The organism is Micromonospora sp. C28ISP2-4 (assembly GCF_030519385.1).
GTDB classification, from domain to species: Bacteria; Actinomycetota; Actinomycetes; order Mycobacteriales; family Micromonosporaceae; genus Micromonospora; species Micromonospora tulbaghiae.
In genome coordinates this window covers 954,721-968,314 of the sequence record NZ_JAUMKG010000001.1, presented here as the reverse complement: position 1 = coordinate 968,314, position 13,594 = coordinate 954,721, and the positions used below count along the sequence as shown (strand labels likewise).

The 13,594-nt window shown below is 70.1% G+C and carries 10 protein-coding genes; 9 read left to right on the top strand and 1 reads right to left on the bottom strand.

Features of this window, described 5'->3' with window-relative positions:
• Positions 1-203: 203 nt before the first annotated feature.
• A complete protein-coding gene (locus tag Q3W68_RS04490) occupies positions 204-1,280 on the bottom strand; it encodes a LacI family DNA-binding transcriptional regulator (RefSeq protein ID WP_302904216.1) in 1,077 nt (358 codons plus the stop codon).
• Between the two features lie 199 nt (positions 1,281-1,479).
• Between Q3W68_RS04490 and Q3W68_RS04485 the strand changes: the two genes are divergently transcribed.
• The 9 genes from Q3W68_RS04485 (at position 1,480) to Q3W68_RS04445 (ending at position 13,516) form a co-directional block, all read left to right on the top strand.
• Positions 1,480-2,730, top strand: coding sequence for a maltose ABC transporter substrate-binding protein (locus Q3W68_RS04485; RefSeq protein ID WP_302904215.1), 1,251 nt, complete (start codon positions 1,480-1,482; stop codon positions 2,728-2,730).
• Positions 2,730-4,373: an ABC transporter permease subunit gene (locus Q3W68_RS04480; RefSeq protein WP_302904214.1), complete on the top strand. Its 1,644-nt coding sequence runs from the start codon at positions 2,730-2,732 to the stop codon at positions 4,371-4,373. Before Q3W68_RS04485 ends, Q3W68_RS04480 begins: the two co-directional genes overlap by 1 nt.
• Positions 4,370-5,275: a sugar ABC transporter permease gene (locus Q3W68_RS04475; RefSeq protein ID WP_302904213.1), complete on the top strand. Its 906-nt coding sequence runs from the start codon at positions 4,370-4,372 to the stop codon at positions 5,273-5,275. The genes Q3W68_RS04480 and Q3W68_RS04475 overlap by 4 nt, the downstream gene beginning before the upstream one ends.
• A gap of 142 nt (positions 5,276-5,417) precedes the next feature.
• Positions 5,418-7,229 (top strand): glycoside hydrolase family 13 protein, encoded by a 1,812-nt coding sequence (locus tag Q3W68_RS04470; protein ID WP_302904212.1) that lies wholly within the window; start codon positions 5,418-5,420, stop codon positions 7,227-7,229.
• A gap of 175 nt (positions 7,230-7,404) precedes the next feature.
• Positions 7,405-7,746 carry a hypothetical protein gene (locus Q3W68_RS04465; RefSeq protein ID WP_013283976.1) on the top strand — a complete coding sequence of 114 codons (342 nt, stop codon included), beginning with the start codon at positions 7,405-7,407 and terminating at the stop codon, positions 7,744-7,746.
• A gap of 276 nt (positions 7,747-8,022) precedes the next feature.
• A complete protein-coding gene (locus tag Q3W68_RS04460; protein ID WP_302904954.1) occupies positions 8,023-9,093 on the top strand; it encodes a BMP family protein in 1,071 nt (356 codons plus the stop codon).
• 210 nt (positions 9,094-9,303) lie between these two features.
• A complete protein-coding gene (locus tag Q3W68_RS04455) occupies positions 9,304-10,872 on the top strand; it encodes an ABC transporter ATP-binding protein (RefSeq protein WP_368045727.1) in 1,569 nt (522 codons plus the stop codon).
• Entirely contained in the window at positions 10,869-12,233 is a 1,365-nt protein-coding gene (locus Q3W68_RS04450; RefSeq protein ID WP_302904211.1) for an ABC transporter permease, read from the top strand. Before Q3W68_RS04455 ends, Q3W68_RS04450 begins: the two co-directional genes overlap by 4 nt.
• A gap of 2 nt (positions 12,234-12,235) precedes the next feature.
• The gene (locus tag Q3W68_RS04445) at positions 12,236-13,516 is read left to right on the top strand and encodes an ABC transporter permease (RefSeq protein ID WP_302904210.1); all 1,281 of its coding nucleotides are present in this window, start codon (positions 12,236-12,238) and stop codon (positions 13,514-13,516) included.
• The last annotated feature ends 78 nt before the right edge of the window (positions 13,517-13,594 follow it).

Below are 13,594 nucleotides of genomic sequence, written 5' to 3'. Positions count from 1 at the left end.
ATCACCCGCCGCCACCCGGCACTCTCCTCCCGAATCCCGGGAAACCCCACCCGCGCCGCGTCGAGGGCCGGCCTGACCCGGGGCGGTGATCAAGGGGTTTGTGTCCGGGAGGGAGATCGACTTGGACGCGAACTCCTTGATCAACCCGGGTAGGGGCCGGAGGGGGCCGGGAAGGGCCAGGGAGAAGGGAGGGCGCCGGGGGGTCAGGCGGGGATGGGGAGGGACGGGGTGGGGGTGGCGGGGCGCTGGCGGGTGGGGGGAGCCGCGGGCTTCGCCACCGCTGTCGAGCCGCGTACCACCAGCTCCGGGCGGAACAGGTACTCGGAGTTCGGGGAGGGGTGGCCGTTGATCTCGTCGACCAGGGCCCGGACCGCGGCCACGGCCATGGCGGCGACCGGCTGGCGCACCGTGGTCAGCGGCGGATCGGTGAACGCCATCAGCGGGGAGTCGTCGTACCCGACCACGGAGATGTCGCCGGGGACCGACAGCCCGCGTTGGCGGGCGGCCCGGATCGCGCCGAGCGCCATCAGGTCGGAGCCGCAGACCAGTCCGGTGACGCCACGCTCGATGAGCCGGCCGGCGGCGGCCTCGCCGCCCTCCACGCCGAACAGGGACAGCTCGGTCAGGTCGGCCAGCTCGGCGGAGGTGATGTCGGTCAGGCGCCCCATCGCCGCCTTGTATCCGGCGACCTTGCGCTGCACCGGCACGAACCGGTCCGGGCCGGTGATCAGGCCGATCCGGCGGTGTCCGAGCGCGACCAGGTGGGCGACCGCGAGTTCGGCGGACTCCCTGTCGTCGCAGGAGACGAACGGCGCGGGGATGCCGGGCGCGTACCCGTTGATCATGACGATCGGCAGCGGCCGGGCCAGCAGCGTGCGGTAGCGGTCGTGGTCCGCGGCGGTGTCGGCGTGCAGGCCGGAGACGAAGACGATGCCGGAGACCTGCCGGTCCAGCAGCATCTCCACGTACTCGTCCTCGCGTACGCCACCAGGGGTCTGCGTGCAGAGCACCGGTGTGTAGCCGGTGGGGGCGAGCGCGGACTCGATGATCTGGGCGAACGCCGGGAAGATCGGGTTGTCCAGCTCCGGCACGACCAGGCCGACCAGTCCGGCGCTGCGCTTGCGCAGCCGGGCGGGGCGCTCGTAGCCGAGCACATCGAGGGCGGTGAGGACGGCCTGGCGGGTTTCGGGGGCCACACCGGGGCGGTCGTTGAGCACCCGCGACACCGTGGCCTCGCTGACTTCAGCCTGTTGGGCGATGTCGGACAGTCGAGCGCGCATGTGCGGCACTTTAGCCCAACGGCAAAGTCTTGCGTACACTTCTGCAAGCCCTTCCATTCTCTGCAACCTCTTGCTAACGTCCCCGCAACATGCGAGAGCAGCGGCGCAGCATCTCGGCGCCGGTCAGCAAGAACTTTCAGAGGTTCCCACTGGCGGGCCGCCCTTCCCCCGGCGGGCCGCCATGACGACAGGAGTACCGATGCGCATCCGTACCGCGGGTGTGGTCGCCGTCCTCGGCCTGGCGCTCGCCGCCTCCGGCTGTGGTGACAGCGGCAGCGACAAGCCGGCCGCCGACGAGTCCGCCAAGGCGACCGGCGGCAAGCTGGTGATCTGGGCCGACGACAAGCGCACGGCCGCCCTCAAGCCGTTCGCCGAGGAGTTCGGCAAGGAGAACGGCGTGACCGTCGAGGTCCAGGCCGTCTCCAAGGACCTGCAGACCAACTTCGTCACCGCCTCGCAGCAGGGCAGCGGCCCGGACGTCGTGGTTGGCGCGCACGACTGGATCGGCAACCTGGTCCAGAACGGCGCCATCGACCCGGTGCAGCTCCCGGCCGAGCAGAAGGCCGGCTTCAACGAGACCGCCATCAAGGCCGTCACGTTCAACGGCCAGCTCTACGGCGTGCCCTACGCCACCGAGAACGTCGCGCTGATCCGCAACACCGAGCTGGCCCCCGAGGCGCCGAAGACGATCGAGGACCTGGTCGCCACCGGCAAGAAGCTCAAGGCCGAGAAGAAGGCCAGCGAGATCCTGTGCCTGCAGTCCGGCCAGAACGGCGACGCGTACCACATCTACCCGCTCTACACCTCCGGCGGCGGCTACCTGTTCGGCACCACTGCGAACGGCGACTACGACCCGAAGGACCTGGGCGTGGGCAAGCCGGAGTCGATCGCTGCCTTCCAGAAGATCGCCAAGCTGGGTGAGAAGGGCGAGGGTGCGCTGAAGCGCTCCATCACCGGCGAGAACTCGATCGCCACCTTCACCGGCAAGAAGTGCGCGTTCCTGGTCTCCGGCCCGTGGGCCGTGGCCGACGCCAAGAAGGCCAACATCTCCTACGACATCTCCCCGGTCCCCGGCTTCGCCGGCGGCCAGGAGGCCCAGCCGTTCGTGGGCGTCCAGGCGTTCTACGTGGCCGCCAAGGGCAAGAACAAGGCCCTGGCCCAGGAGTTCGTCACCAACTACGTGACCAAGCCCGAGCTGGCCGTCGCGCTGTACAAGGCCGAGCCGCGCCCGCCGGCGCTGACCGCCGCCTTCGACCAGGTCAAGGGCGAGGACGCGGACCTGGCCAAGTTCTCCGAGGCCGGCAAGAACGGCCAGGTGCTCCCGGCGATCCCGGCCATGGCCGCGATCTGGGACCCGTTCGGCAAGGCCGAGGCCGCCATCATCGGCGGCGCCGACCCGGCCAAGACGATCACGGCCGCCGGCAAGACCATCCAGGGTCAGATCAAGTAATGAGCGCGCCGCTGTCCGGCCCGGGGTCTGCACCGCAGGCCCCGGGCCGGGAGCCCGTACGCCGTGGGCTCCCGCGCACGTCCCGTACCGCGCGGCAACACGCGCCGATCACCGCGACCGGCCTCGTCGTCAAGGTGGTCCTGCTCGGCCTGGTGGCCGGGATCGCGATCTGGGCGGCCTTCCCGCTCATCGAGGCCGAACACTGGATCGCGCTGGGCGTCCTGGCGGTCACCACCGCCGGCCTGTTCTACCTCTACCTGAGCCGCCGGCACATCCCGGCCAAGTACCTGGTCCCCGGCACGCTCTTCCTGATCGCGTTCCAGGTCTTCCCGGTGCTCTACACCGCGAGCACCGCGTTCACGAACTTCGGCGACGGCCACCGTGGCAGCAAGGACGACGCGATCGTCGCCGTGCAGACCTCCTCGGTGAAGCAGGTGCCCGGCTCGACCGAGTACAACCTCACCATCGCCACCACCGGCGACCCGGCGACCGGCTCCCTGACCTTCCTGCTCAGCGACCCGAAGACCAAGGAGGTCTTCGCCGGGGACGCGGACGGGCTGCGCAAGCTCGACCCCGCCGACGTCACGGTCAGCAGCCTCAGCGGCAAGATCACCGACGCCGACGGCTACACAGTGCTGAACATCGGGCAGGCCAGCGGCAGAAGCGACGCGGTCACCGCGCTCATCGTGCCCACCGACGACGGCGCCATCCGCTCCAACGGCCTGACCCGCGCGTACGAGGGCAAGGCGATCCGGGCGTACGACGCGGGGTGCGACTGCGTCAAGGACAGCGAGACCGGCAAGACGTGGACCGCCGACGAGGAGTCCGGCTCCTTCGTCGCCGCCGACGGCGAGCGCCTCGCCCAGGGCTGGAAGGTAAACGTCGGGCTGAAGAACTTCGCCACGGTGCTCACCGACCCGAACATCTCCGGCCCGTTCTTCGGCACGCTGGCCTGGAACTTCGCGTTCGCGATCGGCTCCACCGGGCTGACGTTCCTGCTCGGCATGGCCATCGCGCTCGCGCTGCACTCACCCCGGATGCGCGGCACGAACCTCTACCGGGTGCTGCTGATCCTGCCGTACGCCATGCCGTCGTTCGCCATGCTGCTGATCTGGCGGGACATGTTCAACACCGACTTCGGCCTGCTCAACAACCTGTTCGGGCTGGACGTCGACTGGTTCGGGGGTAACTGGTCGGCCCGCATCGCGGTGATCCTGGTGCAGCTCTGGCTCGGCTACCCGTACATGTTCCTGGTCGCCACCGGCGCGTTGCAGGCCATCCCGCGGGAGCTGACCGAGGCCACCTCGGTCGACGGCGCGTCGCCCTGGCAGTCGTTCCGTGCGGTCACCCTGCCGCTGCTGCTGGTGGCGCTGTCGCCGCTGCTGATCGCGTCGTTCGCGTTCAACTTCAACAACGTCAACGCGATCCTGTTCACCACCGAGGGCGGCCCCTTCGCGCCGGACAACCCGACGAACGGTGCCACGGACCTGCTGATCACCTACACGTACCGGCTCGCGTTCGGCGCGCAGGGCGCCGAGTTCGGCCTGGCCGCCACCGTCTCGATCTTCATCTTCGCGATCGTGGCGACGGTGTCGGCGATCAGCTTCCGCCGGACCCGCAAGCAGGAGGAGGTGTACTCGTGACCACCCTCGCGGAGACGCCCACGCCCACGGCCACCCGCAAGCCGGCCCGCCGCTCGCGCGGCCGCTGGTTCGCGCAGGTGGGCTGGCGGCACGTGGTGGGAGTGCTGGCGGTGGCGTTCAGCCTCTTCCCGATCCTGTTCGTGATCTCGGCGGCGTTCAACCCGCTCGGCACGCTCTCCTCCACCGAGCTGCTGCCGACCGGGATGTCGCTGGAGAACTTCACCAACCTGTTCGACAAGACCGCGTTCGGCCACTGGTTCCTCAACTCGCTGCTGCTCGCCGGCGTGGCCAGCTTCGCGTCGATCTTCCTGTCGTCGCTGGCGGCGTACGCGTTCTCCCGGATGCGCTTCGCCGGACGCCGGGTCGGCCTGCTCGCGCTGCTACTGATCCAGATGTTCCCGCAGTTCCTGGCGATCGTGGCGATCTTCCTGATCTTCACCACGCTCACCGACCTCTACCCGGCGATCGGGTTCAACACCCCGTGGGGCCTGTTCCTGCTCTACATGGGTGGCGCGCTGGGCGCGAACACCTGGCTGATGAAGGGCTTCTTCGACACGCTGCCGAAGGAGCTGGACGAGTCGGCGACCATGGACGGCGCGTCGCACGTACAGGTCTTCTTCCGGATCATGTTGCCGCTGGTGGCGCCGATCCTGGCGGTGACCGGCCTGCTCGCGTTCATCGGGTCGATCAACGAGTTCATCATCGCCAACGTGTTCCTCACCGAACCCGAGGCGAAGACGCTCGCGGTCGGCATGTACGGCCTGGTAGCGGGCGAGCGCAACAACAACTTCGGGATGTTCGCGGCGGGCACGCTGCTCACCGCGATCCCGACGGTGCTGGTGTTCCAACTGCTCCAGCGCTACATCGTCTCCGGACTCACCTCCGGAGCGGTAAAGGGCTGAGCCTCCTCGGCTCACGCTGCGGCAAGGGCGTCGTGTCGGCGTACACCGGAGCGGTTTCCGGGCGGACCGCCGCGGTCGGGTGAACCGGCCGCGGCGGGTGCCCGCCCCCTCTCCCTGTCGGTACGACGCGAAAGGCAGCACCATGTCTCTTCAGCCGCACCACGACGGCTCCGCCACCTATGTCCCGGAGCAGGAGCCCGCGCTCGGGCAGACCGTCCCCGTCTTCGTCCGGGTGCCGGCCGGATCCGGCGTCTCCCAGGTGCACGTGCGCACCACCGGCGACGGCGAGCCGCGCTTCGCCGAGGCGCGGATCGACCGCACCGACGGCGGCGACGTGTGGTGGCGGGCCGACGTCGAGGTCCGCAACCCGGTCAGCAACTACCGCTTCCTGCTCGACGGCGAACGCGGCACCAGCTGGCTCAACGCGGCCGGGCTGTCCGGCCACGACGTGCCGGACAACGGCGACTTCAAGCTGGTCGGCTACGCCCCGCCGCCGGCCTGGGCGCGCGACGCCGTGATCTATCAGATCTTCCCGGACCGGTTCGCCCGCTCGGCCGCCGCGGACGGCCGGACCGCGCCGGACTGGGCGATCCCGTGCGACTGGGACACCCCGGTCATCGGGCGCGGCCCGGAGACGCCCCGCCAGTTCTACGGCGGCGACCTCGACGGCGTCACCGAGCGCCTGGACCACCTGGACCGGCTCGGCGTCAACACCGTCTACCTCACGCCGGTCTTCCCGGCGCGCTCCAACCACAGGTATGACGCGTCGAGCTTCGACACAGTCGATCCGCTGCTCGGCGGCGACGCGGCGCTGGCCCGGCTCGCCGACGCGGTGCACGCCCGCGGCTGGCGGCTGCTCGGCGACATCACCAGCAACCACACCGGCGACGCCCACCACTGGTTCACCGCCGCCGTCTCGGACGTGAACGCGCCGGAACGCGAGCTGTACTACTTCGACCTGCCCGGCTCGGACTACGAGTCGTGGAACGGGGTGAAGTCGCTGCCGAAGCTGAACTGGGGCAGCGCGGAGCTGCGCCGCCGGTTCGCCACCGCCGAGGACTCGCTGCTGCGCCGCTGGCTGCGCCCGCCGTACGGGCTGGACGGCTGGCGGGTCGACGTGGCGAACATGACCGGACGGCGCGGTGCGGACGCGTACACCCACGAGGTGGCGCGGCTGCTGCGCGAGGTGGTCGCCGAAACCCGCCCGGACGGGCTGCTGCTCGCCGAGCACGGCCACGACCACACCGGTGACCTGGACCGCGACGGCTGGCACGGGACGATGAACTACGTCGGCTTCACCGACCCGGTCTGGTCCTGGCTGCGTCACGGCGACGACCCGGTGCCGAACTTCCTCGGCACCCCGGGCGGGGTACGGCGGCGCGACGCGGCCGCGGTGCTCGCCACCATGAACGCGTACCGGTCGTTGGTGTCCTGGCGGTCGTACACGCACTCGTGGCAGCTGCTCGGCTCGCACGACTCGGCCCGGATCCGCACGGTGGTCGGCGACGCGGCCCGGCAGGAGGTGGCGGCCGGACTGCTCGCCACCATGCCCGGCACGCCGGTGGTCTTCGCCGGGGACGAGCTGGGCCTGACCGGTACGAACGGGGAGGGCTCGCGTACGCCGATGCCGTGGCACCGGCCGGAGAGCTGGGACCGGCGCACGTTCGACGCGTACCGGTCGTTGCTGACGTTGCGCCGCGACGAGCCCGCGTTGCGGCACGGCGGCCTGCGGTGGGTGCACGCGGACGCGGACACGCTGGTCTTCCTGCGCGAGGCGCCCACCTCGACGGTGCTGGTGCTGGCGCGACGCGCCCCCGGCTCCCCGGTCCGCCTGACCGGCGTGGGCGCCGGAGACAACGTCTACGGCGACGCCCCCGCCCTCCGCCCAGACGCCGACGGCACGGTCATCCTCCCCGCGGACGGCCCCACGTTCCAGGTCTGGCACCTGCGCTGACCTCGCCCTCCCCGCGATCTTGCGGTTCCGGCCCGTGTCGCGCGGCATTCGTCGCGGATGCCGGGGCGGTAACTGCAAGATCGCGGGGGAGGGGGCGGAAGGGCGGGTCACGGTATGACGGCAGGTCGGCGGGGTGACTACTACGTTGCGTCGTTGATGGGGGAGGATGGGGCGCGTGGAAGCTCTTCGACTGATCCTTCTCTACGTCCATCTGATCGGCTTCGCGCTGCTGCTCGGTGGTGCGATCGCCCAGTACGTCACCGGCCGGCTGCGGATCAACGCGGCCATGCTCTGGGGCGCGATCATCCAGATCCTCACCGGCATCGGGCTGTCCGCTCCGCTGCGGGACGGGGACGAGCCGGCCCCGGCGAAACTTGTTACCAAGTTGGTGCTCGCGCTGCTCATCTTCGTCATGGTCTTCTTCTCCCGGAAGCGGGAGACCGTCAACCGTGGCCACTTCCTCGCGATCGTCGGGTTGACGCTGGTCAACGCGGCCGTCGCGGTGTTCTGGCGTTAGTTCGCCGGAAGTCGGGGAAGCTCGGGAAAACGGACGTTCGCGACACTGCCGCGCACGCCTACCGGCCGGATAAGTGACGTGCCCCACGCAAGGGTTACACCGGGGTAACGGACGCTCAACAGTCGTGCACGATTGTCGGCCGGTGGGTGGGCGCGGGCGTACGCTCCCGTCCGTAACGTGGGACGCCGGCCGCACATCGCAGGCCGGCGAAGGGCTGCACGCCGCGCACGACGCGGTGTGCAAGGGGAAGGAGACGTCTTGCGCTCTGTGCGTGGGATGCGGATCGCCTCCGTCATTGCGGCGGGTGGACTCGTGCTGGGCGCTGCCGCATGTGGTGAGGCTCCGGACGATGACAACAACGCCGGCGGCGACGGCGGCAAGAAGTTCAGCGCCTGCATGGTGACCGACGTCGGCGGCGTCGACGACAAGTCCTTCAACGCCTCGGCCTGGAAGGGCCTGCAGGAGGCGAAGAAGGAGAACGACAAGATCGACATCAAGTACGTCCAGTCGAAGGCCGAGGCGGACTACGAGGTCAACCTGACCGGGTTCGTCAACCAGAAGTGCGACTTCATCCTGGCCGTCGGTGGCCTGATGTCGGACGCCACCAAGGCGGCGGCTGAGAAGAACCCGAACCAGCAGTTCGCCATCGTCGACGCCAACCCGGGTGTGTCGAACGTCTACCCGATGCAGTTCGACACCGCGCAGGCGGGGTTCCAGGCCGGCTACCTGGCCGCCGGGATGAGCAAGGCCGGCAAGGTCGGCACCTACGGCGGCCTGCCGATCCCGCCGGTCACCATCTTCATGGACGGCTTCGCCGACGGCGTGGCGTACTACAACAAGGCCAAGAGCAAGAACGTCCAGGTCCTGGGCTGGGACAAGGCCGCCCAGAAGGGCTCCTTCGCCAACTCGTTCGAGAAGCAGGACGAGGGCAAGAAGGTCTCCGACGCGCTCGTCGCGCAGGGCGCCGACATCGTGATGCCGGTCGCCGGTGGCGCCGGTCTCGGCACCACCTCCGCGGCCAAGGCCTCGGGTGGCAAGTACTCGGTCGTCTGGGTGGACATCGACGGCTGCGAGAGCACCCCGGACTGCTCGGCGATCCTGACCACCGTGGTCAAGAACATCCCGGACGCCGTCAAGGAGGCCGCGCTGAAGGCCGCCGGTGGCGAGAAGCTCGAGGCCACCCCGGGCTTCGTGGGCACGCTGGCCAACGACGGCGTCTCGATCGCCCCGTACCACGACTTCGACAGCAAGGTCCCGGCGGACCTGAAGGCCGAGGTCGACAAGATCAAGGCGGACATCGCCGCCGGCACCATCACCGTCACCTCGAAGGCCCAGCCGACCAAGTGACGGTTCCGCCGGCCGCCGCGGTGTCATCATCGGCAGCGGGGGCCGGCGGGCACCAGGTTTGACGATCCGGCCGTCCCGGCGCAACGGGGAAGGTACCCCCGGCGCCGGGGCGGCCGATCACCTTGAATCCCCCGAAACATCCCCACCCGGCGTGGTGGCGGCGCGGCAGGTCGCTACGCTGCACCATCGCTCGCACTCCAGGAGGTTGCGCTGAGACTCGAACTGCGCGGCATCACCAAACGGTTCGGTGATCTGGTCGCCAACGACCACATCGACCTGACGGTGGAGCCTGGAGAGATCCACGCCCTGCTCGGCGAGAACGGCGCCGGCAAGTCGACCCTGATGAACGTGCTCTACGGCCTCTACCAGCCGGACGAGGGCGAGATCCTGGTCGACGGCAAGCCGCTGAAGCTGAAGGGCCCGTCGGACGCGATCGCCGCCGGGATCGGGATGGTGCACCAGCACTTCATGCTGGTGCCGGTCTTCACCGTGGCCGAGAACGTGATGCTCGGCGCCGAGCAGGTCAAGGGGCCCTTCGCCGGCATCCTCGACCGGCGGCGTGCCCGGCGCGAGGTCGCGGAGGTCTCCGAGCGGTACAACCTGCGGGTCGACCCGGACGCGGTGATCGAGGACCTGCCGGTCGGCATCCAGCAGCGGGTGGAGATCGTCAAGGCCCTCACCCGCGACGTCGACCTGCTGATCCTCGACGAGCCCACGGCCGTGCTCACGCCGCAGGAGACCGAGGAACTACTCACCGTCATGCGGTCGCTCAAGGCCGCCGGCAAGTCGATCGTGTTCATCACCCACAAGCTGGGCGAGGTGAAGGCCATCGCCGACCGGATCACCGTGATCCGGCGTGGCCGGACGGTCGGCACCGCCGAGCCGAGCGCCAGCCGGGACGAGCTGGCCGCGCTGATGGTGGGTCGCAGCGTCCGGCTGACCGTGGACAAGAAGCCGGCCACCCCCGGCAAGCCGATCCTTGAGGTCTCCGGCCTGGTCGTGGACGACGACCGGCAGGTACGCGCGGTCGACGGCGTCGACCTGACCGTGCACGCCGGCGAGGTGCTCGGCGTGGCGGGCGTGCAGGGCAACGGCCAGACGGAGCTGATCGAGGCGATCATGGGCCTGCGCCCGGTGCTCGCCGGCACGATCAACCTCGACGGCGAGCCGACGCACGGCTGGTCGACCAAGAAGGTGCTCCGCGCCGGTGTCGGCTACGTGCCGGAGGACCGCAGCGTGGACGGCCTGGTCAAGGAGTTCTCCGTGGCGGAGAACCTGGTGCTGGACATCTACGACCGGCCGCCCTTCGGCAAGGGCCTGTCGCTCAAGCCCGACGCCATCGCCAAGTCGGCGCGGGAGCGGATCGAGCAGTTCGACGTCCGTACCTCCTCGGCCGACGCGGCGGTCGGCACGCTCTCCGGCGGCAACCAGCAGAAGGTGATCGTGGCCCGGGAGCTGTCCCGGCCGCTGAAGCTCTTCATCGCCGCCCAGCCCACCCGGGGTGTGGACGTCGGCTCGATCGAGTTCATCCACAGCCGGGTCATCCGCGAGCGGGACATCGGCACCGCGGTCATGGTGGTCTCCAGCGAACTGGACGAGGTGATCGGCCTGGCCGACCGGATCGCGGTCATGTACCGCGGCCGGATCATCGGCATCGTCGGCCCGGACACCCCGCGCGAGGAGATCGGCCTGCTGATGGCCGGCATCACCCCGGACGCCGCCACCCCGGACGCCGCCACCGCGACCGAGGACGGCCCTGGCAACGAGGACGAGGCATGACCAACCCGAACCCCGTCTCGGGCTCGCCGGACAAGGAGCCGGCGACCGAGGCGCAGGAGTCGCTGAGCGAGGCCCGGGAGACGCCGACGCAGCCGGCCGGTGACACCGAGCAGACGGTGCCAGCCACCGCGACCGCGAAGAAGCCGGCTCCGGGCACGGACAACCGCCCCGGCATGGGCCGGCTCTTCCTGGACAACCTCTGGGCGGCGAACACGTTCACCGTGACAGTGCTCGCGGTGCTGCTGGCGATGGTGGTCGGCGCGGTGCTGATCATCGTGTCCGACCCGGAGGTGCTCGCCACCTACGGCTACATCACCGCCCGGCCCGCCGACGCGCTGAACGCCAGCTGGACGGTGGTCAGCGAGGCGTACGCGAACCTGTTCAAGGGCGCGATCTTCGACCCGGACGCGGTCGGCTTCACCGCCGCCCTGAGCCCGATCTCGGAGACGCTCACCTACGCCGCGCCGCTCGTCTTCACCGGCCTGTCGGTGGCGCTCGCCTTCCGCGGTGGCCTGTTCAACATCGGCGCCCAGGGCCAGGCGACGATTGCCGTCATCCTGGCCGCCGTGGCCGGCTTCGCGCTGCCGCTGCCGCCCGTCGTGCACCTGCTGGTGGCGCTGATCGCCGGCGCGCTCGGCGGCGCGCTCTGGGGCTTCATCCCCGGCATCCTGAAGGCACGGGCCGGCGCGCACGAGGTGATCAACACGATCATGCTCAACTACGTGGCGGTCTACTTCCTGTCCTGGATCATCGTCCAGAACGGGGTGCAGAACCCGAACCGGTCGGACGCGATCAGCAAGCCGGTCGAGTCCTCCGCGCAGCTGCCCCGCCTGCTCGGCGACGACCTGCGGGTGCACGCCGGCATCCTGCTCGCGGTGGCGGCGACCTGGTTCATCGCCTGGCTGCTCAACCGCTCCACGCTCGGCTTCGAGCTGCGGGCCGTGGGCGCGAACCCGGACGCGGCCCGCACCGCCGGCATCAGCGTGACCAAGACCTACGTGCTGGTGATGGTGCTCGCGGGCATGCTGGCCGGCCTCGGCGGCTCGACCATGGTGCTCGGCACCACGGCGACCGCGCTGACCCCGCTGGTGATCGCGCAGATCGGCTTCGACGGCATCCTGGTCGCGCTGCTCGGCCGCGTGAAGCCGTGGGGCGTGCTGCTGGCCGCGCTGCTGTTCGGCGCGCTCCAAGCCGGCGGCAACCGGATGCAGTCGTACTCCGGCATCTCGCTGGAACTGGTCACCGTGCTCCAGGCGCTCATCGTCATCTTCATCGCCGCGCCTGCCCTGGTGAAGACGATCTTCCAGCTCCGGGCGGCCCGCGCCGCCCGGTTGCAGACGAGCCTCGCGAAGGGCTGGTGAGCATGTCCACCACCGCTGTCCCCGAGGTCGCCGTCACCGCGGTCGACGAGGGTTTCTGGACCCGTAACCGGAAGATCGGCGTGGTCCTGCTGGCGCTCGGCGTGCTCGCGGCGGTGCTGTTCGGCGCGCTCGCGACCGACCAGCACGCGCGGTTCACGCTCAGCGAGACCGAGGGCGGGGCCGCCCTGGAGATCAACGGCACGGTCGGCGCGATCCTGTTCGGGCTGATCACCGCCGCGGCCGGAGGCGCCCTGCTGGCCGGTGTGCCGAAGCGCTGGTTCACGCTGCTGCTCGGCGCCGGGCTGGTCGCCTTCGTGCTGAGCTTCCTGTGCTGGCAGGTCTCCGCCGCGCCCGAGGGCCGCAACTTCATGCCGCTGGTGAACGTCGTCCGCGGCACGTTCATCCTGGCCCTGCCGCTGATCTTCGGTGCGCTCGCCGGTGTGCTCTGCGAGCGTTCCGGCGTGGTGAACGTGGCGATCGAGGGCCAGCTCCTGATGGGCGCCTTCTCCGGCGCGCTGTTCGGCAGCATGTCCGGCAGCGTCTGGGTCGGCCTGGTGGCCGCCGCGATCGGCGGCGCGTTCATCTCGCTGCTGCTGGCCGTGTTCTCCATCCGCTACCTGGTCGACCAGGTGGTCATGGGCATCGTGCTCAACCTGCTCGCGGTCGGCATCACCGGCTTCCTCTACGAGCGGCTGATGCAGACCGATGCGGCGAAGTACAACAGCGCGCCCCGGTTCAGCAACTGGGAGATCCCGCTGCTGTCCGACATCCCGCTGATCGGCCCGGCGCTGTTCCGGGGCAACATCTTCCTCTACGTCGGCCTGCTGCTGGTGCTCGTCATCCACCTGGCGCTGTTCCGTACCCGGTGGGGCCTGCGGACCCGTTCGGTCGGCGAGCACCCGACCGCCGCGGACACGCTGGGCGTGAAGGTGCTGCGGCTGCGCTACCGCAACGTGATCCTGGCCGGTCTGGTGGCCGGTGTCGGCGGCGCCTCGTACACGCTGGCGCTCTACTCGTTCACCAAGAACATGATCGGCGGTAAGGGCTTCATCGCCCTGGCCGCGCTGATCTTCGGCCGGTGGAGCCCGACCGGCGCGCTGCTCGCGGCGCTGTTCTTCGGCTTCGCCGACCAGCTCGCCACCTACCTGGGCGCGATCGGCAGCAGCATCCCGAGCCAGTTCCTGGCGATGCTGCCGTACCTGGCGACGATCCTGGCCGTGGCCGGGCTGGTCGGCAAGGTCCGGGCGCCGGCCGCCGACGGCAAGCCGTACATCAAGGGCTGACCGCCCGCTGCGACACAGTGCCCGGCGGGGCGACCCGCCGGGCATCGTCGTCTCCGGCCGTGCCCGCGACCGATCGGC

Excerpts from the sequence above, each read along its gene's own strand:
- Q3W68_RS04490 (WP_302904216.1), bottom strand. The coding sequence starts at position 1,280 with ATGCGCGCTCGACTGTCCGACATCGCCCAACAGGCTGAAGTCAGCGAG.
- Q3W68_RS04485 (WP_302904215.1), top strand. The coding sequence starts at position 1,480 with ATGCGCATCCGTACCGCGGGTGTGGTCGCCGTCCTCGGCCTGGCGCTC.
- Q3W68_RS04480 (WP_302904214.1), top strand. The coding sequence starts at position 2,730 with ATGAGCGCGCCGCTGTCCGGCCCGGGGTCTGCACCGCAGGCCCCGGGC.
- Q3W68_RS04470 (WP_302904212.1), top strand. The coding sequence starts at position 5,418 with ATGTCTCTTCAGCCGCACCACGACGGCTCCGCCACCTATGTCCCGGAG.
- Q3W68_RS04460 (WP_302904954.1), top strand. The coding sequence starts at position 8,023 with ATGCGGATCGCCTCCGTCATTGCGGCGGGTGGACTCGTGCTGGGCGCT.
- Q3W68_RS04450 (WP_302904211.1), top strand. The coding sequence starts at position 10,869 with ATGACCAACCCGAACCCCGTCTCGGGCTCGCCGGACAAGGAGCCGGCG.
- Q3W68_RS04445 (WP_302904210.1), top strand. The coding sequence starts at position 12,236 with ATGTCCACCACCGCTGTCCCCGAGGTCGCCGTCACCGCGGTCGACGAG.